The organism is Trichococcus sp. (genome assembly GCF_049589555.1).
Lineage (GTDB): Bacteria > Bacillota > Bacilli > Lactobacillales > Aerococcaceae > Trichococcus.
Window position 1 is genome coordinate 1 of sequence record NZ_JBAWAZ010000290.1, and the last position, 20138, is coordinate 20138.

The 20138-nt window shown below is 46.1% G+C and carries 18 protein-coding genes and 1 tRNA gene; 2 read left to right on the forward strand and 17 right to left on the reverse strand.

The window, feature by feature from the left end:
* Positions 1–245 precede the first annotated feature (245 nt).
* From WBV27_RS10340 to WBV27_RS10355, 4 genes are all read right to left on the reverse strand, one after another.
* Positions 246–318, reverse strand: a tRNA-Ala gene (locus tag WBV27_RS10340).
* A 69-nt stretch (positions 319–387) separates the two neighbouring features.
* Positions 388–1170, reverse strand: coding sequence for a Cof-type HAD-IIB family hydrolase (locus WBV27_RS10345; RefSeq protein ID WP_424201810.1), 783 nt, complete (start codon positions 1168–1170; stop codon positions 388–390).
* A 13-nt stretch (positions 1171–1183) separates the two neighbouring features.
* Positions 1184–2965, reverse strand: coding sequence for an ABC transporter ATP-binding protein (locus WBV27_RS10350; protein ID WP_424201812.1), 1782 nt, complete (start codon positions 2963–2965; stop codon positions 1184–1186).
* Positions 2962–4692 carry an ABC transporter ATP-binding protein gene (locus WBV27_RS10355; protein ID WP_424201814.1) on the reverse strand — a complete coding sequence of 577 codons (1731 nt, stop codon included), beginning with the start codon at positions 4690–4692 and terminating at the stop codon, positions 2962–2964. Before WBV27_RS10355 ends, WBV27_RS10350 begins: the two co-directional genes overlap by 4 nt.
* Positions 4693–5061: 369 nt before the next feature.
* Between WBV27_RS10355 and WBV27_RS10360 the strand changes: the two genes are divergently transcribed.
* Together WBV27_RS10360 and rnjA are read left to right on the forward strand one after the other, a co-directional pair.
* Positions 5062–5280, forward strand: coding sequence for a DNA-directed RNA polymerase subunit epsilon (locus WBV27_RS10360; RefSeq protein WP_086628267.1), 219 nt, complete (start codon positions 5062–5064; stop codon positions 5278–5280).
* Positions 5277–6953, forward strand: coding sequence for a ribonuclease J1 (rnjA, locus tag WBV27_RS10365; RefSeq protein WP_424201817.1), 1677 nt, complete (start codon positions 5277–5279; stop codon positions 6951–6953). The genes WBV27_RS10360 and rnjA overlap by 4 nt, the downstream gene beginning before the upstream one ends.
* 63 nt (positions 6954–7016) lie before the next feature.
* On the opposite strand, the gene WBV27_RS10370 is transcribed toward rnjA, so the two are convergent.
* From WBV27_RS10370 to WBV27_RS10430, 13 genes are all read right to left on the reverse strand, one after another.
* Positions 7017–7325 carry a HesB/YadR/YfhF family protein gene (locus WBV27_RS10370; protein ID WP_086628269.1) on the reverse strand — a complete coding sequence of 103 codons (309 nt, stop codon included), beginning with the start codon at positions 7323–7325 and terminating at the stop codon, positions 7017–7019.
* Positions 7326–7423: 98 nt separating this feature from the next.
* Positions 7424–8098 carry a response regulator gene (locus WBV27_RS10375; RefSeq protein ID WP_424201819.1) on the reverse strand — a complete coding sequence of 225 codons (675 nt, stop codon included), beginning with the start codon at positions 8096–8098 and terminating at the stop codon, positions 7424–7426.
* Position 8099: 1 nt separating this feature from the next.
* On the reverse strand, positions 8100–9170 hold the full coding sequence (locus WBV27_RS10380) for a sensor histidine kinase (protein ID WP_424201821.1): 1071 nt from the start codon (positions 9168–9170) through the stop codon (positions 8100–8102).
* Positions 9167–9901 carry a cell wall-active antibiotics response protein LiaF gene (gene liaF / locus WBV27_RS10385; protein WP_424201823.1) on the reverse strand — a complete coding sequence of 245 codons (735 nt, stop codon included), beginning with the start codon at positions 9899–9901 and terminating at the stop codon, positions 9167–9169. Before liaF ends, WBV27_RS10380 begins: the two co-directional genes overlap by 4 nt.
* A 288-nt stretch (positions 9902–10189) precedes the next feature.
* Positions 10190–10669, reverse strand: coding sequence for a transcription elongation factor GreA (greA, locus tag WBV27_RS10390; protein WP_424201825.1), 480 nt, complete (start codon positions 10667–10669; stop codon positions 10190–10192).
* Between the two features lie 251 nt (positions 10670–10920).
* The gene (udk, locus tag WBV27_RS10395) at positions 10921–11550 is read right to left on the reverse strand and encodes a uridine kinase (RefSeq protein ID WP_424201827.1); all 630 of its coding nucleotides are present in this window, start codon (positions 11548–11550) and stop codon (positions 10921–10923) included.
* Positions 11551–11592: 42 nt separating this feature from the next.
* Positions 11593–12765, reverse strand: coding sequence for an endolytic transglycosylase MltG (mltG, locus tag WBV27_RS10400; RefSeq protein ID WP_424201829.1), 1173 nt, complete (start codon positions 12763–12765; stop codon positions 11593–11595).
* Positions 12766–13041: 276 nt separating this feature from the next.
* On the reverse strand, positions 13042–13374 hold the full coding sequence (locus WBV27_RS10405; protein ID WP_086628276.1) for a DUF1292 domain-containing protein: 333 nt from the start codon (positions 13372–13374) through the stop codon (positions 13042–13044).
* An 85-nt stretch (positions 13375–13459) separates the two neighbouring features.
* Positions 13460–13876 carry a Holliday junction resolvase RuvX gene (gene ruvX / locus WBV27_RS10410; RefSeq protein ID WP_106448780.1) on the reverse strand — a complete coding sequence of 139 codons (417 nt, stop codon included), beginning with the start codon at positions 13874–13876 and terminating at the stop codon, positions 13460–13462.
* Positions 13873–14142, reverse strand: a complete 270-nt coding sequence (locus tag WBV27_RS10415; RefSeq protein WP_086628278.1) for an IreB family regulatory phosphoprotein — start codon at positions 14140–14142, stop codon at positions 13873–13875. Before WBV27_RS10415 ends, ruvX begins: the two co-directional genes overlap by 4 nt.
* A 150-nt stretch (positions 14143–14292) precedes the next feature.
* Entirely contained in the window at positions 14293–16944 is a 2652-nt protein-coding gene (alaS, locus tag WBV27_RS10420; protein ID WP_424201832.1) for an alanine--tRNA ligase, read from the reverse strand.
* Between the two features lie 322 nt (positions 16945–17266).
* Positions 17267–18373 (reverse strand): DUF7278 family profilin-like fold-containing protein, encoded by a 1107-nt coding sequence (locus WBV27_RS10425; RefSeq protein WP_424201834.1) that lies wholly within the window; start codon positions 18371–18373, stop codon positions 17267–17269.
* Between the two features lie 200 nt (positions 18374–18573).
* The coding region (locus tag WBV27_RS10430) for an AAA family ATPase (protein ID WP_424201836.1) at positions 18574–20138 on the reverse strand (1565 nt) is incomplete at its 5' end.

The window sequence follows — 20138 nt, forward strand, 5'->3', positions numbered from 1 at the left end:
ATCCAAGCTAACCTCTTTAAGTTAATTATACACCCGTTCTTATTCAAAATGATCATTGCTAAACGTGTCCAGCGATGTGATTCTGAATGTTTATGCTCATGTAACCGAAAAAGAAAAAGGCGAAACAGCTGATAAACTTGCCGCATACGTGAATTTTTAACATTACATGGTCAAAAAAACAGACCATAGAAAACTACAGAATTGGCTCTGTATCAACGTTTCTAGGGTCTGTTATTTTTATATGATGGAGACGATGGGGCTCGAACCCACGACCTCTTGACTGCCAGTCAAGCACTCTCCCAACTGAGCTACGCCCCCGAAATAACAGGGTATCAACGACGTTCGGCAAAAACGCCTTATGAATGATATGATACCCTATTTTCGCTTCTATAACAAGCCTAATTTTTCAAGTGCGTAAGCAATTCCGCCTGAATTACAATCTTTCGTGACAAATTTGGCGACATCCTTGACGGGATCAACCGCATTCCCCATTGCGACGCCATAGCCAACACTGGAAATGAGTTCATAATCGTTGTTTCCATCACCGAAAGCTATTGTATCTTCATGTGCAAAGCCCAGATGCTTCGCCATCCAAAGTGCAGTCTGTGCTTTTGACCCCGGATTCGGCAACACATCGACGCCGGCGTCGTGCCACCGCACAAAGCGGAATTCCGGAAAAGCGCCGTCTTCATAGATTGCTTTCTCTTCTTCTTTGTAGAACAAAAGTGCTTGATAAAGCGGATTGTTTTGATAGAAAGACACATCGTGGTCAGGGACTTCGAACTCGATGCTGCGCATCGCTTCGCTTGCGTTGTTCTCGATCGATTCATGGCGACGAGCCAGAGCATGCGCTGATTCGTAGACAACCTGATGGCCGCTCTCATCGGAAATCTGCAGCAATTTTTCGAATGCATTCAAATCCAATTTGTTTTCATACTTTAGTTCATGCTTGAAGTAACCTGCTGCGCCGTTGCAGACGATGTAATTGTCCAATTGGAACGTATCGATGACCTCTTGGGCCAGAAACAGATTCCGCCCTGTCGCGATTGCAATTTCGTGCCCGTTCTTCTGCAGTTGGCGCAAAGCTTGGACAGTGCTCTCAAGCGGCATCTTTTCATCATTAAGCAATGTTCCGTCGATATCAAAGAAAATGAATTTTTTGTTCTTCAAATTTTTGCTCCCCTTATTCTGACTCATTTTTGAATTGACTGGTGTACAAATCGTAATAAAATCCTTTTCTTCCCAACAGCTCTGCGTGTTTGCCATGTTCGATTATTTCGCCTTGATCCATGACGAGGATCAAATCGGCATCGCGGATGGTGGAAAGCCGGTGCGCAATCACAAAACTGGTCCTGCCTTGCATAATGCGTTTCATCGCTTTTTGGATCAAAGCTTCCAGTCTAGTATCTACGGAACTTGTCGCTTCGTCAAGTATTAAGATTTTAGGATCCGCGATAAACGCGCGGGCAATCGTCAGCAATTGCTTTTGCCCCAAGGAAATATTGGAGGCCTCCTGGTTTATGACCGTATCGTAGCCCGCACCCAAAGTCTGGATGAAGTGATGGACATTGGCTGTGGTCGCGGCATCCACCACCTCTTCGAAGGTCGCATCCAGTTTTCCGAAGCGGATATTCCCTGTGATTGTGTCCTTGTAGAGCCAAGCGTCCTGCAGTACCATCCCGAACTGTGAGCGCAAGTCAGCGCGGGTCAGTTCTTTTGTGTCATGGCCATCTATTTTGATGGCGCCCGAATCCACCTCATAGAAGCGCATCAGGAGATTGATCATCGTGGTCTTGCCGGCGCCTGTCGGACCGACGATCGCCACTGTTTCCCCGCTTTTTACATTGATGTTGAAATTCTTGATCAGCGGGTTTTCTTTGTCATAGCTGAAGGAGACATTTTCAAAAGTGACATCTCCGCGGATTTCCTTCGGCAAACTCATTTTCCCTTCTCCTTGCACTTCCTCCTCTTGATCAAGGAGATCGAAGACTCGCTGGATGGAAGAAGTGGCCGATTGGATGATGGCCGATAATTGTGTGATTGTCGAGATTGGCTGATTCACTTGCCAGACATACTGCACCATAGCCTGCACATTACCGATCGTCATCGCTCCGGCCATCGCTTGCAGGATCCCGAGCACAGCGATGATGATATAGGAAGCATTGGTGACGAGTGCCACAGCCGGGGACAGCAGGCCGGAAATGAAAGCCGCCTTGAACCCATTCTTTTTCAAGGATTCATTGATGGAATGGAATTCATCGAAAGCATCCTCTTCTTTCCCGTAAAGCTTGATGATGGAGAATCCGGTCAGCGATTCCTGGACAAAGCCGTTCAGCTGCCCGAGATATTTCGCTTGCCCACGGAAATACGGCTGCGACAGCTGCGTGATCTTTTTGGAAAGGATGGTCGCCAACGGAATCAGCACGACCATGGCGATAGCTAACTTCCAATTGATCGTGAACATCATGATGAGCGCGAATGTGATCCCCAACACGGCATTCAACACTTGCAGCAAGGATTGTTGCAGCGCATTGGCGATGGAATCGACATCGTTCGTCACCTTGCTCAATATGTCCCCGAATTGGTTGCGGTCAAAATAGGCAATCGGCAGCCTGTTCAATTTGTCGCTCAGATCCTTGCGCAAATCATGCATGGCATCCTGAACGACATCCGTCATGAACAATTGCGAGTAGAGATTCGTAGCCTGGAAAAGCAGTGCCCGAACAAAATAGATGAGCAGCACTTTCGATAAATAATCGTAATTGATGCCGGCACCTTCCACGCCTTTCAACATATCCGAAACATTTCTGCCGATTTCCGTAATGGCAAATCCGATTATGAAAGGCTCCAATACGTTCAGTATCGTCATCGCTATGGTCAAGACGATGGAGCCGAAGAACTTCAGCTTGTAAAATTTGAGGTAATCCCATACCCGGAGCAACGTTTTTTTGTCCACTTTTTTCATGCGAGTTCCTCCTTGCTCATTTGCGAGGATGCGATGTCATAATAGATTTCACAATTCTGCAACAGCTCTTTGTGGGTCCCCTGACCGACGACCTCACCTTCATTCATTACAATGATCTTATCTGCATGCATGATCGTGCTGACGCGTTGGGCCACAATGATGACTGTCGCTTTCCCGGTCTCTTTTTTGAGCCGCGCGCGCAAGGTAGCATCCGTCTTGTAATCCAATGCCGAGAAACTGTCATCGAAAATATAAATATCCGGTTTGCGGACGATCGCCCGGGCAATGGATAGCCGTTGCTTTTGCCCGCCGGAAAGATTGCTTCCGCCCTCCGCCAAATGTTCATCAAAGCGTTTCGGTTTGCGCGCTATGAATTCCTTGGCTTGGGAAATATCGGAGGCTTCTTCGATTTCTTTTTTTGAGGCATCCCATTTCCCGTATCGAAGATTTTCGGAGATCGTTCCGGTGAAAAGCAGGGCTTTCTGCGGAATGAAGCCGATTTTCTTGCGCAATGCTTTCAGATTATAATCGCGCACATCATGCCCATCGATCAGGATGCGACCTTTTGTGACATCATAAAAACGCGGAATCAATTGAATCAGCGTTGATTTGCCGCTCCCTGTGCTGCCGATGAAGGCGATCGTTTGTCCCGGCTCAGCGGAAAAGGAAATATCTTTGATCACCGGGGTTTCGGTGTTCCCGGGATACGCAAAGCTGACCGCTTCAAAACTCAGATAACCATGTGTCGTGGTTTCCGTGATCCCTTCTTCGTTCGGAGAAATGCTGCTGGTTGTGTCCAGCACTTCCTGGATCCTCTTCGCGGAAACCGATGCCCGCGGGTACATCATGAAGACGACCGCAAAATTCAGAAACGAGAACAAAGCATGGAAACTGTATTCGATGAAAGCTGTCATATCCCCCAGCTGAAGGCTGCCTCCCTCGATCTGCTCGGAACCAAACCACATGATGGCGATGATGATCAGATTGATGACATGCGAAAATACTGGCTGATTCCAGGCCATCAGACGGAACAGTTTTTTCGAAACCACGCTGTAGGCGTTGTTGACCCCTTCAAAACGTTCAGCTTGAAAAGCTTCCTGTACAAAGGCCCGGATGACACGCATGCCGGACAGTGACTCCCTTAAATTCCCGTTGATGTCATCAAGATTTTGCTGTTGCGCCTCGGATAACGGCTGGGATTTCTTGCCTATCACAATGATCATCACAAGCAATGCCGGAAAAGCCGGCAACAGGATGATCGATAAGTCCGGACTCGTGCGCGCTATCATGAATGCGCTGGCGAACATCATGATGAAGGTCATCAACCCCATCCGCAGCAACATCTGGGCGAATTGCATCAGAATGAAGGCGTCGTTGGTGACACGCGTCACCAATGATGAAACGCCGATGCGGTCATACTCTTCGTGGGAAAAGGTCTGGATATTTTGGTACATGTCATTGCGCATATCCGCTACCATGTTGGTAGTGATCCTGCCGGTTGCATAGGCGACAATGATTCTTCCCACAAACCCGATCAAGGCCAAGCCGACCATGACTGCAGTCGTGCGAAGTATATTCTCTTTTCCGCCGCCTGCAACCGTTTCGTTGATCAAGCCTGCAAGCATCGTCGGCAACCCCAACTCCACAAGCACAAAACCGAAAGCTCCCAGCACATTTAGTAAAAATAATTTGTTATACCGATTGATATAACGCCAAATTAAAGACATTTCGATACACCTACCTTAATGGAAACGATTCTCCGGGGTTCTTCAGGGCAAAAAAAAAGAGCACTCTCGTTTTTCTATCCAGCTTTCCAAACCCTCTGTATCCAGTCTAGCCAATTACTGTGTTTAAGTCTACAAAAATATTGATTGCTTTCGTTAAAAAAAACAAAAGAGAATTGTCTTACTATTGGAAAGGCTTGCACCCTTCAAAAATGATTTTGCCAGTCATTTCTATACTAACTGCCTTAATTGTGGTAAACTTACAGTACCGATTGTATGAAAAAATACAACTATTGACCAAGTTAACAAACTAAGATTGTAATTTTTAAGTACAGTACTATCAAAAACAATAAGAAAAATGGAGTGAACTATATGATATTTAAAGTAACATACCAACCAGCAAAATTTGATGCACCTACCAGAGAGAACACGGAATCTCTTTACGTGGAGGCATCCGATATCGTAATAGCCAGAAGATTAGTTGAACAAAATACCCCCTACAACATTGAATTCATTCAACCTTTGGAAGGCAGCCATTTAGAATACGAACAAAAAGATCCTAATTTTAAAATCACGGAGTTCAATGTATGAAACCTAACATAAAAAACAATGAAGTCGGTGTATTTGCCCTCGGGGGTTTAGGGGAAATCGGCAAAAATATGTATGGCATACAATTCCAGGATGAGATCATCATTCTTGATTCCGGGATCATGTTTCCGGAAGATGACTTGCTTGGCATTGATTATGTGATACCCGACTACAGTTATTTGGTGCAAAACCAAACCAAAATCAAAGGATTGTTCATTTCTCACGGACACGAAGATCACATCGGTGGTGTCCCTTTTCTTTTGAAAGAATTGAATGTCCCTATCTATGCAGGCAAATTGGCGCTCGCCATGATCCGCAACAAACTGGATGAGCACGGCTTGCTAAGGGATGCTATCCTGCATGAAATCAATGAAGATTCTATCATCAAATTCCGTAAAACCAGCATCAGCTTCTTCGGAACAACGCACAGCATACCGGAAACCTTGGGGATCGTGGTCAAGACTCCTCCAGGCAACATAGTGTTTACCGGTGATTTCAAGTTCGATTTCACGCCTGCAAACGGCAAACCGGCCAATATCCATAAGATGGCGAAAATCGGAGAAGAAGGCGTGCTTTTACTTCTGAGCGACAGCACCAATGCGGAAACACCAGCATTTACGCAATCAGAGCAAATTGTTGGCCAATCCCTTAAAAACATCATTCAAAAAGTTTCGGGAAGAATCATTTTTGCTTCCTTCTCGTCCAACATCTACAGACTGCAACAAGTCACTGAAGTCGCACTCGAAACCGGTAGGAAAATCGCCATATTCGGCCGCAGCATGGAGACGAACTTCCGTACGGCCAGAGAATTGGGCTTCATCGTGGCTCCGGATGATCTGTTCATTGAAACACGTGAGCTGAACAGCCTTCCCGCGGATAAAGTGCTGATCATGTGTACGGGATCCCAAGGCGAACCGATGGCTGCATTAAGCCGGATCGCCAACGGTACACACAGACAGATTTCCATCCAACCTGGCGATACTGTCATATTCTCAAGTTCACCGATTCCAGGCAACACAACCAGCGTCAACCGCGTCATCAACTTGCTTTTGGAAGCTGGGGCAGCCGTTGTACACGGCAAAGTAAACAACGTCCACACTTCCGGACATGGTGGCCAACAAGAGCAGAAACTGATGTTGACACTGATGAAACCAAAATACTTCATGCCTGTCCACGGCGAGTACCGGATGCTGAAGATTCATACAGAATTGGCAGAAGCAGTCGGCATTCCAACCGAGAATTGCTTCATCTCCGATAACGGAGAAATCCTCGCCCTGACTGCGGATTCCGCGAGACGTGCCGGAAGCTTTACGGCAACGGACGTCTACGTGGACGGAAAAGGCATCGGCGATATCGGGAACATCGTCCTGCGCGATCGTCGTGTCCTTTCTGAAGATGGCCTTGTGGTCGTAGTATTGACTGTCGATTTCCGCAACAAAGATTTATTGGCAGGACCGGACATCCTTTCCCGCGGATTCATCTATATGCGCGAATCAGGCGATCTGATCCATGAAGCACAAGCAATCGTCCGCCAGGATGTTCTTTCCTTACTGAAGGGGACCGATGCTGTCACCGAGAAGAAATTGAAGGACACCGTTACGAATGCCATTCAACCTTACCTGTATGAAAAAACGGAACGCCGTCCTATGATTGTACCCGTCATCATGGGCGTCTGAACCTGAAAACCTGAACAGAATAAAAAAAGAGGGCCTGGATCAAAAATCCAGCGCCCTCTTTTTCTATTTGTCCTCTTTATTTTGTGCGATGAAGTTATATTCCGGTTCGCGTTGTTTTTCATCGAATCCGACATGCAGATCATAGCCATTAAAGAACCAATCATCTGCATCCTCTACATAATATAAAATGCCATTGTATTCGGCTTTTGCGATCGGAGATACCGGCTCATCCACATCAAGCCCAACGGAGAACCCTTCATGTATTTGGCTGCTGCCGTATACCTTTCCAAGGAAACGAACCCCTTTTTTGCCTGAAATGCCCATTTCCTGTTCAAACCATTTTTGTGCGCGTTCACTGATTTCTATTTTCATCTAGTCGCTGATCGGATGATCAGCCTGCCCCCCTCACTGCTATCTATCATATTCATCTTATCATAAGGAAGCATCATTTTATAACACTTTGCTCACAGTCATTGAATCAGATGATGCTTGAAAGCATAGATTGTCGCTTGGGTCCTGTCATCCACTTCCAACTTTGTCAGAATATTGGACACATGTGTTTTGACTGTCTTCAGTGTGATGAACAGTTGATCGGCAATGTCCTGATTGGAGTAGCCTTGTGCGATGAGCAGCAACACTTCCCGCTCTCTGGCGGTCAGCTCTTCATGCAGCGGTCGGATATTTCTTTTCGAGAAGCGCTCCAGCATTTTATCGGTCACTTCTGGCTCCAGGACAGACTCGCCGTGGTAAGTGGAACGGATCGCATCGGCAATTTCATGCGCTGAAGAGGTTTTCAGCATGTAACTGGAAGCCCCCGCCTCCAAAGCCGGATAGACCTTCTCATCATCGATGAAACTGGTGACGATGATAATTTTCGCTTTGGGCCATTCATTCAATATCGCTTTTGTCGAGGCAATGCCGTCCATTACTTCCATGACCAGATCCATCAAAATGATGTCCGGACGCAGATCCAGGGCCATTTCATAGCCGATCAAGCCGTTTTCCGCTTCCCCTATTACTTCAATGTCATCTTGGATGGATAAATAGGCCGAGTAACCCAGCCTCACCATCTCGTGATCGTCGATAATCAATACACGTATCAACCTGAACCCTCCTAATGAAACTTTTTTCAAAACTTCCGTCATTCTATTCAGCGCTTGCGTCGTTTGTCTTCACATTGGTATTCGGGATGCGTATTTCGATCACGGTCCCTTTTTTGGGAAAACTGATGATTTTGCAGCTCCCGCCCATCCCCTGCACGCGTTCTTTGATGTTCATCAGACCATAGCTGCCGGATTTTTCGATTGAGGTATCGAAGCCGACACCATCATCGTAAACGCGGAGACTGATTTCCTGCAAGGTTTGTTTCAGATACACTTCCAGATGGGTTGCCTTTGCATGCCTCAGCGTGTTCGAAAGCAGCTCCTGCACAATACGGAAAAAATGATCCTCGATGCCGCTCATCGTGTGCACATCGTCGATTTCCCATTTGATCGCGATTTGGACTTTCGACTTCAATTCCACCAACAACTGTTCGATCCCTTTTTTCAGGGATTTGCCTTCGAGTTTGGTTGGACGAAGATGAAGGAGCAAGGCTCGCATCTCTGACTGGGACTCGTTGATGATGCCTTCTATGAGACGCATCTGTTTCTGTATTTTTTCCGGGAAATCACCCGACCGCTCATTGACCGCCGACAACATCATCATTGCGGCAAAGAGTTGTTGGCTGACGGAATCATGCAGTTCCCTCGCGATGCGGTGCCTCTCCTGCTCGAGTATTTCTTCTTTCGTTTCGTTGCCGATCTGCTGCGGATTTGCACTCAGATGCTGCACTTCCCGGGACAGGCTGAGCATCTTTTTCCTGAGCATTTCGATTTCGATATGGATAGCCTGACAGTACTGATCCAAAAACAGTGATCTATCCTGCTTTTTGTTGAATGCCGTATGCTCATAATTGCCAAGATAAAGCCAATGCAACTTGTCCTTGATGCGGTTTTCTTGATTTTTCAAGTAAAAGTGGGCAATCCAAGTTACAACGATCGCAGCAAAAAGCAGCAATACGATGATGTAAAGGAATGCCGGCACATAAAAACGATCCACCTCAAGCAGTTCCTGATAACTTAAATAAGGTCTGAGGGCAAATAAAACGCCGGCCACGATAAAAACAAAGACGCCGAGTATCGTGCTGAACAGAATCAAAACCGCGCTTCTCCTCATAGGTAGATCACCTCCAGATCACCCAGCAGGCAATTGGACACGATTTTGATTTTTCTGTTTGTCTCATCGTAGTCCCGGCTGTATAATTTGACCGTTTCGTTGGTCAAGTCTATTTCATCTTCATTGAACAAAAGCTGGCCTTTGATGGCGGAATGGTGGACAGCCACTCCGATTCCCAAAGGTATGATTACCCTGGTCTTTCCGAATCCTTTGCGGATCAGAATGATATTTTCCTCTTTCGGCAGCAACGTATTCCCCAAATCGATGATCGTATCGCCCATGAATACGGTCAGATTGACATCATCCCATTCATAGACATCCGACCCGATACTGGTGTTTCCGATCCATTTCTGACGCTTTCTGGAACCGTTCCGCTGTTCCGGCTCTTTCGTTTTGACTGTGCGGAATGCTTTTTCTTCCCATGGAACGTCCACAAAAGTATCTAGCTTCAGCTCAGACCAGATTCCCTTTCCATTGATGACAACGACCAGTATGAAAAGAATCAACATCAGCCACACTGAGAAAGTGGAGAGTATGCTCATGCCTACCATAAACCATCCGATCAAGCCTAGAATCTGACGACGCTCGCCTTTTCCGGTGCCGAATTTAATGAATATCAGTCCGAACACAAAGACCAGCAGTAAATCTGTGTCCTGCACCAATTGAAACAGGACAGCCAACCCTAATAGCCCTTCAATGAGCAAAAATAATTTCAAGGCACTCTTTTTCATCCCAAGCCCCTCCTTCCTCTCTTCGATGTTTCATACATTTCCGCTGAACGCTGACTTGCAGGTGCGGCAAGCAGGAACGTAAGTCTCTGCTTCCATTATAGATTACCTGCACCGTTTTGACAGGGCGCTAAGGGTGGATAATATGCTAAGACTAAAGTCGTACGGCCCAAATGATTGCATCTACTCTGTAATTATACCCGATGAACCTCAAAGAAACATAAACAAATAGAGGATAGGACAAAAATCATTCCGAATGATTTTTGTCCTACCCTCTTCTTGATTGCTTTCTTAAGCTTGTTCGATTCTGACGATCTTCACGTTCATATCGCCGCCCGGTGTACCGATGGCGACTTCTGCGCCGATATGCTTGCCCAACAAGGCTTTAGCGATCGGAGAATCGTTTGAAATCTTGCCTTCCAGCGGATCTGCTTCTGCACTGCCGACAATGGTGTATGTTTCTTCATCGCCATCCGGCAATTCCACAAATGTCACTTTCAGTCCAATCGAAACTGTATTGCTGTCGACGTTTTGCACTTCAATGATTTCCGCAAAACGGATCATTTTTTCCAATGTTGTGATGCGGCCTTCGACGAAAGCTTGTTCGTCTTTTGCAGATTCATATTCCGAATTTTCGGATAAATCTCCATAGCTTCTGGCAATCTTGATGCGTTCAACGATTTCTCTTCTTTTATTCACTTTTAAGTCTTCAAGTTCAGCTTCTAATTTGGCTTTACCTTCAGCTGTCATCGGATATGCTTTTTCGATCATAAGAAATATGCCCCTTTTAAGTAATGATTCAATATTCAATATGCAGCACAGGACCGCAGTTCCCTTTTTTTATTGATAGCTGTCCCCGAAAGCCAAAAGGATCTGGGACAGGTAGCATGTCATCCAAAGAGAAATAATCATTTCCTGTGGCTCTATATCGTTTATTGGCTGCCTAATTAATAGTGAATTTAAAATACCACTTAATCCCAGCAAAAGCAATTATATTTTTAAAATATTACAGGTATTTATTGTTATTCTGCTTTTTCAGACAAAATTGAAGCAATTTTTGTGGTCATCAGATCGATTGCGACTTGATTTTGTCCACCCTCAGGAATGATGATATCCGCAAATTTTTTGGTTGGCTCGATGAATTGCTGATGCATCGGTTTGACCACTGTCAGATATTGGTGGATGACAGAGTCAAGCGTCCGGCCTCTTGATTCCATATCGCGTTTGATTCTGCGGATGATACGGATATCATCATCCGTATCCACATAGACTTTGATGTCCATCAGATCACGCAGTCGCTGATCCTCTAAAATGAGTATCCCCTCAACGATTATGACTTCTTTCGGCTCGCGATGGATCACTTTATCGCTGCGTGTGTGCTTGGAGTAGTCGTAAACAGGTTGCTCGACGCTCTCGTATTTTATTAATTTTTTAAGATCTTCGATGAACAAGTCCGTATCAAACGCAAACGGATGATCATAGTTTGTTTTCAGGCGTTCCTCAAATGGCAGATTGCTTTGATCTTTGTAATAAAAATCCTGTTCCAACAGCAAAATGGAAACATCGGTAAACTTGTCTAAGATGGCCCGGCTGACACTGGTTTTCCCGCTTCCCGATCCCCCTGTCACCCCAATAACGATAGGTTTTTTCACTGGTGTATTCTTCCTCTCTTCATGCAGCTCACTTTATTCGTCTTATTCGCTGTCTACGTATTGGCTTTGCAATTGCAAATGTTCTTCATATGTTTCGGAAAAATAAACGATGCCTGTTGTTGTGTCCGCAACGAAATACAGGTAGTTCGTATCAGCTGGAGACAGCGTCGCTTGAATGGATCCTTCGCTTGGACTATTGAATGGCCCAGGACCCATTCCTGTATTTCTGTACAGGTTGTACGGCGAATCTATTTCAAGATCCTCGAATGTCACTAATTCCTTATGCTCATTCAGCGCATACAAAATACTGATGTCCGATTGTATCGGCATATCGATTTCCAGACGATTAAAGAATACGCCGGCAATGTTCGCACGATCTTCCGGAGTAACGCCTTCTTTTTCGACAAGTGAGGCAATCGTCAGAATTTCATGAAGTGTATGGCCCGAAGAAGCAATCTGTTCTGCATAGGGCGTAAGCACTTCGTTCGTCTTCTGCAACATCTGTAAAATCACTTCATCCAAACTATTTCCGGTCATATAATCATAAGTCGCCGGATAGAGGTATCCTTCCAAACGATAACGTGTATCGGTGCGTTGGGATGCTTCAGTCAAAACATCAGGATATTGTGCAGCCGCATTCGTCAGGAATTCCGCGTCATTCACTTTCGCCAGAAATTCTTCAGCTGTGAAATCGGTCTTTTCTTCGATTTCTGCTGCGATTTCTTCGATTGTATTGCCTTCTCTTACGATGATTTTGTGATCGCTCGATTGTGGCACAGGACTTCCGCCCGCTTGAAGCGTCGCAATGATGTCATCCAGGCTCATGGAAGGCGATAATTCATAAAAGCCTGCTTGGAAATCAGAAACATTTTGCGTCTTGATGTAGTAGTTGAAGATGGTCGCGTTTTTGATGACGTTGCCTTCTTCCAACAATTGTGTGATCCCTTTTGTGGAAGTCCCTATCGGAATTTCCACTTCGACGACTTCCGTACTTTCTGGCTCCAATGGCTGAAGTGCGTCTGTTATATATCTGTAGCCGGCAAAGCCAACGATGACTCCTAACAGGATCCCTATCGTTACGATTGCAAAAACAATTTTCCGCACTAGTGACCGTTCTTTTTTGCGTATTTTCATTTTGTCTACGGCTTCTTTCTCCAACGTAGGACGAATGAGTTTTTGTTGCTCTTGAGGTTCTTGCTGATCATTTTGTGACAAAGACGAGGCCCTCCTTACTTGAGTATATGGCTATTTGTTGACTATTAGCCATTCGACTTCCGTAATTATACACGAAAACCTATATAAATTGAATCTTTTTCGTTATTTGCATAGACATATGGAGCATATTGGACAGTTTTCTCATCATTTTATCAGGGCGGATACGGCTGGATGCCAAAAGCTCAAAAAAGCAACGCAGCAACCGCAAAACAAAAGAGGACCCAGACAATAATTGTCCCGATCCTCCCTTACTATCCTTACAAGTCACTGACAAATTTATTGAAGGTCTTCGTCTTCCATAAATGTGTTCAGAACTTCTTCGATCATATCCCATTCTTCATCCGATTCGATCGGCTCTAAATCGCCTTCTCCGCCATCTTCAGTTTCAACATAGGAATAAGCCTGCAATTCGATTTCTTCTCCTTCAGGAGCTCCTGCTGGATAAACCAGCACGTAAGACTTTCCGAAATCTTCTGATTCGAAAGTGAATAAGATTTCGAATAACTCTTCATTTCCGTTCTCATCCACGATTGTGATGTGCTCGTGGTTATCTTCGTGGTCATGGTCGTGGTTATGGTCATGATCGTGATCGTGATTATGTTCAGTCATGGTATGCACCTCTTTATCTAATTATTGTTTTTATCGTTCAAACAAAGGATATTGTAACGCAAATAGGACAAAAAAACCACTCTCTTTACTGGCTGTCCAAATAATTCTGAAGAAGTATGACAGCAGCAAGTTTGTCGATCACCTTTTTCCGTTTTTTGCGGGAAACATTTCCTTCATTGATCAACATTTTTTCTGCTTGAACAGTAGTGAGTCTTTCATCAACATAATCGACCGGCAAACCCAACTCTTTTTCAAGCAAATTCCCATAAGCGATGGAAGCTTCCGCCCGGAAACCAATGCTGTTGTCCATATTTTTGGGCAATCCGAGTACAAACTTCTCAACTTCGTACTCCTTGACCAATTCGGCAATCCGTTCAAGGCCAAATACGCCATTGGCCTCATCGATTTTGACGATTTCTATCCCCTGCGCCGTCCATCCCATCGGATCGCTGATGGCCACGCCTACCGTTTTTGATCCGACATCCAAGCCCATGAGCCTCATTGGATGATTCTGCCTGTTCCAGAAAGATAGCTTTTCACTAATTCCTCCATTATTTCATCACGTTCGTGACGGCGGATCAGGTTTCTGGCATCGTTATGACGCGGGATATAAGCTGGATCGCCAGAAAGCAGGTAGCCTACAATCTGATTGATAGGATTGTATCCTTTTTCTTCCAATGCGTCATAAACAAGGGCTAATGTCTCTTGGATATTCTTTTTCAGATTATCATCAAAATTGAATAACATCGTTTCATCTTTCGAACTCATAGCGACACCCCAGTTTTCTTTAGTATATTTACCATTTTACAAGAAATGACTAAAAACTACAACAAAGAAATGCCGCTGCCCTTTTTCCGATCGAGTTAAAAAAACAGGGGCAGGCATCTATTTTGGATGCCTACCTCTGGGAAAGGATGCTTATTTTGTATTTTCAGCGATCCAGGCCGCAACGTGTTTCAGAGCATCTGGGATGCCTGCTGGGTTATTGCCGCCTGCTTGAGCCATATCCGGACGTCCGCCGCCTTTGCCTCCAGCAAACGGAGCGAGCGTCTTGATCAGATCGCCGGCTTTCAGGCCTTGTTCCAATTTATCTTTGGAAACGGCAGCCAGCATATTGACTTTGCCGTCTGTGGCCGAAGCTGCCACGAAAAGATCAGAGACTGCCTTTTGACGCCATTGGTCAGCCAATTGACGCAAAGCATTCATATCCTGATTCTTCGTTTCATAGGTGATGTACGTGACACCATTGACGGTTTCGACATTCTCAAAGAGATCTTTGGCTTCGGCATTCATGATTTTGGCTTTCAAGGACTCATTTTCGCCTTGCATTTCCTTCATTTCTTGCTTGAGCTGATTGATTTTACCGGCAACTTCTTTTGTTTGTTGGGCTTTCACAAGTTGTGCCGCCTCGCTCAACTCAGCTTCTTTTGTACGGAAATACTGGTAAGCTGCCTGACCGGTAACTGCTTCGATGCGTCGAACGCCTGCACCGATGCCGGATTCAGACAAAATCTTAAAGACGCCAATGTCCTGCGAATTTTGTACATGAACCCCGCCGCATAGTTCGACTGAGTAGCCACCGACATCAACCACTCGGACTTCTTTGCCGTATTTTTCACCGAACAAAGCCATGGCGCCCATTTCTTTCGCTTTATCGACAGTTGTTTCGACAGTTACGACAGGCAATGCTTCCCAAATTTTTTCATTCACGATTTCTTCCATCCGCACCAACTCTTCTGCTGTGACTTGCCCGAAATGGGTGAAGTCAAAACGAAGTTGATTCGGATTCACAAGCGAACCGGCTTGATTGGCATGATTCCCTAAAACATCCTTCAGCGCTTGGTGCAATAGATGCGTAGCTGTATGGTTCTTGGTTATGCTTCTTCTGCGCGCTTCATTCACGTGCAGGATATAAGTTTCGTTCGAATGGATTTCCGTCAGGACACGCGCAATGTGCATCGTTTGGCCATTAGGGGCGCGTTTGACGTCTTCGATTTCTGCGATCACTTCACCAGCTTCGGTTTCAATCGTTCCTTTGTCCGCAACCTGTCCACCCATTTCTGCATAGAACGGTGTTTCGCGGAAAATGATCTGAACGCGATCATCTGCAGCTGCTTTTTCGACGATTTCGTCATTCGCAACCATCACTGAAAGCTCGGACGAAATTTTTGTTTGTGCATATCCGGAAAACGTGCTTGGAACCAGTACTTCAGCCCAGACCGGTGATTGCACGGAGAAGGAGTCTTCCACTTGCCTTGCTGCACGGGCGCGGTTACGTTGCTCCTGCATCTCTTGGTTGAACCCTTCTGTATCGACTGTGAAGCCTTTTTCTTCGGCATATTCGCTAGTCAATTCCAACGGGAATCCGTATGTATCATACAGTTTGAAGGCATTCGTGCCGTTTACGGCAGTTTCACCTTTTTCGTTCATCTCTTCAAAGACGCTGTTCAGGATTTCCATCCCTTCATGAATCGTTTCCTGGAAACGTTGCTCTTCATTTGTGATGACTTTGATGATGAAATCTTGGTCCGCTTTGACTTCAGGATAATAAGATTCCATGATGGCTGCCACAACCGGAACCAATTCGTTCAGGAACATTTTTTCGATGCCCAATTTTTGGCCATGCATGACGGAGCGGCGGATCAAACGACGCAAAATGTAGCCGCGGCCTTCATTTGATGGCAAGGCACGATCCCCTATCGCAAAGCTGACGGCGCGGACGTGATCAGCGATGACTTTGAAGGAAATATCCAATGTTTTGTTTTCGCCATATTTCTTGCCGTTACTCAGCGTCTCGATTTTTTCGATGATCGGCATGAACAGATCCGTTTCGAAGTTGGTCGGTGTGTTTTGGACTACGCTTGTGACACGTTCCAGACCCATCCCCGTATCGACGTTCTTATGCGGCAGTGGCTCATAGGTGCCATCCGGCTTGTGGTTGAATTCAGAGAATACTAGGTTCCAGATTTCAAGGTAGCGTTCATTTTCACCGCCCGGATACATTTCAGGGTCTCCGTCAGGCAAATCCTGGAAGGCTGGTCCGCGGTCATAGAAGATTTCCGTATCCGGTCCGCATGGTCCTGCTCCGATATCCCAGAAGTTGTCTGCGATCGGAACGATATGATTTTCCGCCAAGCCTACTTTTTCCTGCCAGATGCGTTTTGTGTCCGTGTCTTCCGGATAATAAGTGACGTAAAGCAGCTCCGGATCGAACGCCAACCATTTTTCATCAGTCAGGAATTCCCAAGCCCAAGGGATCGCTTCTTCTTTGAAATAGTCCCCGATCGAAAAATTCCCCAACATTTCGAATAAAGTATGGTGTCTTGCCGTCACACCAACATTTTCGATATCGTTTGTGCGGATGCTTTTTTGAGCATTGGTGATGCGCGGATTTTCAGGAATCAACGTGCCATCAAAATATTTTTTCAATGTCGCTACGCCTGAGTTGATCCATAATAAGGTAGGGTCGTTGACCGGTATCAGCGAAGCGCTCGGTTCCACTTTTGACCCTTTTGTTGCCCAAAAATCAAGATACATTTGACGGATGTCACTGCTTTTCAGATTCTTCATTATTACCTTCCTTTTCTCTTCATTGTTTTTTTTGAGTGGACAAAAATAAAAAACACCCCACTGCATACAAGGACGAATCACGCGGTACCACCTTGTTTGCAATGAAATGTTTTGATCATTCATTACCTCTCGGATCCGTTAACGCTGGAAGCGATAGTATTTCTACTATATTCATGCAAAGGGAGCATAAACGGATGCGTTTCCTTTCACCAAACGGAAACTCTCTTTTGTTATCCATTCCTATATCCTCTGCTTCAATCAAAAACTAGTATAACCAAAATCACGTTCGCTTGCAAGCAGTTCTTAAGAAAAGCGGACCAGGTCACATTTCTATGCGGATGGAACGTCTTGCGCAGTAATAACCGGGTGACAATGGTTCTTGCCGCTTCGCTTTCAAAGCATCCGCATGGTTTTCATAATAGGTAGCGTAAGGCAGGAGTTTCTCCAATATGTTCTCGGCTTGAATGAAAATCCAGCCGCCTTTAGCCAACAGCCCGTCTTCGACGAGTTCCGGTCCCCAGCCCATATTCGCGATCTCCAGACCGAACATGTTTTTTTTGTAGAGGTAGCTTTCATCCGGTTCGAACAGGTTGCGATGCAACTGATTGCCCCAACGGAAAAGCCTGCGGGTGGATGCGCCGCAACAATATTCCCATTCATCGCTGGACAACAGCCCCATACCATCCTTCTCCAATTGCTTGCGCATTTCTGCATAAGTTGTCTGGTAAGGCGCGTAAACGGTGTACGTATCCAAATCTTCATTCTGTCTCAGGAAGAAGGCATCGTTTTGGACCAGATGCGCCGGAAAATCCGCAAATACCGAGGATCCGTTCGCGCTCGGCATCAACGCCTGGTGAATATCCTTCTCGTGTATGCTGAACCAATCGCCCTGGCCTTCAAATTTCCCGTTTATGACTGCATAATTCCCGACTTTCGTCATTCCCACATAAGTCGGACTGACTTCCACCAATAACGGAGGGATCTCTGTCGTCCGGAGCTGCGACATTTGGCTGTTGACCAATTCGTCCAATTCATCCAACGAATGGATCGGTTCGATTTTCTTTTTCATCCAATGATCGTCATGCAAAAACTCGGCGCCCTGAACAGAAAGTTTCAGGCAATTTTCGATGGCGAGGTACATCTCTTTCCTGTCGGAGCTGATGTCCAATGGGTCCAGGCCATTGATTCCGCTGTCCCACCCGAGGACGGCTTCCTTGTGCCCGGGCACAAAAACAAACGGGGCGCCGTTGATGTCCACTGTGAACGTCTCGGTCTTGATGCCACCCATCTGATAATACGCCGGACGGATATCCGCGACAGGCAACAGGGGATTCACAAAATAACGAACAACGCTGCTGGCCAGAACAAGCTTGTGCTCCATCGGGATGTTCTTCCAGTTCGGATTCATCAATTGATCAAATAGTTCCATTATACCACTCTCTTCTTGTAGCTGTATTGGAAAACCAGTAACTTGCTTTACTGTCAGTATAGCAGAATATTGGGGCGGCGAGTAGCTTATTTCTTTTGCTGAGCCTACCGACTTTAATTGGAGTATTCTGCGCTGATTGATTTTCTGACAGCTGAAAAGTCCGCAGACAAATTCTTCATTGTCTGCGGACTTCTCCCGGATTATTTTTCATTCATGAAAGTTTCCGGCGTTATATTTTCCATGCCGATCATCGGATCGATGCTCCCATCGGAAATCTGTCCGCTGGTCAAATGGTAGACGGGTATTATTTTTGGAGACTCTTTATTTTCTGGCTTTTGGGTTGCGGATTCTGTAGTTGTTTCGGTGATCGATACAGCAACTTCATTCCCGGCGCCGAGCGCCTTCGTTTCCTTGCTTTCGGCAGGCTCTTCCGCAGTGAAGACCTTGTCATTGTTCAGGTTGCGTTCCAGTTTTTCATGCAGCATCGTTTTCCGGATATCGCCGGTGCTTACGACTGCCGTTTCGAAAGCTTCGTAATCCCCGCACAAAATCAATTTGCTTTTGCTCCTGGTGATGGCAGTATAAAGCAGATTGCGGCGCAGCATCCGCCCGTACTGTTTCACCATCGGCAGAATGACCATCGTAAATTCGCTGCCCTGCGATTTATGGATGGAACAACAGTACGCCAGCACGAACTTGTTCCAATTGTTCCGATTGTAGGTGACTTCCACGGTATCAAACAGGATCGTGATCTGGTCGACTTTCTCTTCCGTTTCCTTGGCGAATTGGATGGCAGTGATTTCACCCATATCCCCGTTAAAGACATTATTTTCTGGTTGGTTCACCAACTGAAGCACCTTGTCGCCTACCCGATAGACGACATCAAAAAAAGCGACTTCCCGTCTTTTCTTGTTCCCTTTCGGATTGAAGATCTCCTGCATCATCGTATTGATGGCATCAATGCCGGCAGCACCTTTGTACATCGGCGCCAGAATCTGGATATCCTTCGCGGTGAAACCTTTTGACTTCGCCTTTTCGACGACTTGCCGGATCACCAGTTCAATCTGGTGCGTTTGGCAAGGCAGAAATGACCGATCAGCTTGATTGTTGCGGAAATCGCGCGGGAGGATGCCGTTCTTGATTTCGTGAGCCAATGGGATGATCGATGAATCGCCGGATTGTCTGAATATCTCGTTCAGCTCTACCTGCGGCAACGCTTTGCAGTTCAGAAGATCGAAGAGCACCTGGCCCGGTCCAACAGAGGGCAATTGGTCCTTATCCCCCACAAACAGCACTTGCATGCCCTGCGGCACCGATTTCAGGAGCCTGTGCATCAACCACGTATCCACCATCGAAACTTCGTCGATGATCAACAGCTTGCCTTCCAGTTCTTGCGTATAAAGTTCTTCGGATTCCTTTTCCTGGCCCGTCAAGCCCAGCAAGCGATGGATCGTGCTGCCGGGCAGGCCTGTCGTTTCCTGCATCCTTTTTGCGGCACGTCCGGTCGGAGCGGCAAGCAAAATCGGGAAAAGTCCGTCTTTGTAATCCTTAGGGTCTTCCGGCAGATCGTTCAATTCGGAGAACATGCGCACGATCCCTTTCAGAACGGTCGTTTTGCCGGTACCGGGTCCCCCGGTCAGGATGAAGAACGGTGAAAGCAAAGCTGCTTTTATCGCTTCGATTTGGGAGGCGCCGTAGCGGATCTGCAGATTTGATTGCAGATGCTCGATTTCCAGATCCAAATCCACTCCCGGATAAGCAATTT

What these genes read in the sequence shown, in the direction of transcription:
- WBV27_RS10425 (WP_424201834.1), bottom strand. Translation starts at nt 18,373, where the DNA reads ATGGAACTATTTGATCAATTGATGAATCCGAACTGGAAGAACATCCCG.
- alaS (WP_424201832.1), bottom strand. Translation starts at nt 16,944, where the DNA reads ATGAAGAATCTGAAAAGCAGTGACATCCGTCAAATGTATCTTGATTTT.
- WBV27_RS10350 (WP_424201812.1), bottom strand. Translation starts at nt 2,965, where the DNA reads ATGAAAAAAGTGGACAAAAAAACGTTGCTCCGGGTATGGGATTACCTC.
- WBV27_RS10370 (WP_086628269.1), bottom strand. Translation starts at nt 7,325, where the DNA reads ATGAAAATAGAAATCAGTGAACGCGCACAAAAATGGTTTGAACAGGAA.
- WBV27_RS10375 (WP_424201819.1), bottom strand. Translation starts at nt 8,098, where the DNA reads ATGACGGAAGTTTTGAAAAAAGTTTCATTAGGAGGGTTCAGGTTGATA.
- WBV27_RS10405 (WP_086628276.1), bottom strand. Translation starts at nt 13,374, where the DNA reads ATGACTGAACATAATCACGATCACGATCATGACCATAACCACGACCAT.
- liaF (WP_424201823.1), bottom strand. Translation starts at nt 9,901, where the DNA reads ATGAAAAAGAGTGCCTTGAAATTATTTTTGCTCATTGAAGGGCTATTA.
- WBV27_RS10355 (WP_424201814.1), bottom strand. Translation starts at nt 4,692, where the DNA reads ATGTCTTTAATTTGGCGTTATATCAATCGGTATAACAAATTATTTTTA.
- rnjA (WP_424201817.1), top strand. Translation starts at nt 5,277, where the DNA reads ATGAAACCTAACATAAAAAACAATGAAGTCGGTGTATTTGCCCTCGGG.
- greA (WP_424201825.1), bottom strand. Translation starts at nt 10,669, where the DNA reads ATGATCGAAAAAGCATATCCGATGACAGCTGAAGGTAAAGCCAAATTA.
- WBV27_RS10360 (WP_086628267.1), top strand. Translation starts at nt 5,062, where the DNA reads ATGATATTTAAAGTAACATACCAACCAGCAAAATTTGATGCACCTACC.
- WBV27_RS10415 (WP_086628278.1), bottom strand. Translation starts at nt 14,142, where the DNA reads ATGAGTTCGAAAGATGAAACGATGTTATTCAATTTTGATGATAATCTG.
- ruvX (WP_106448780.1), bottom strand. Translation starts at nt 13,876, where the DNA reads ATGAGGCTCATGGGCTTGGATGTCGGATCAAAAACGGTAGGCGTGGCC.
- WBV27_RS10380 (WP_424201821.1), bottom strand. Translation starts at nt 9,170, where the DNA reads ATGAGGAGAAGCGCGGTTTTGATTCTGTTCAGCACGATACTCGGCGTC.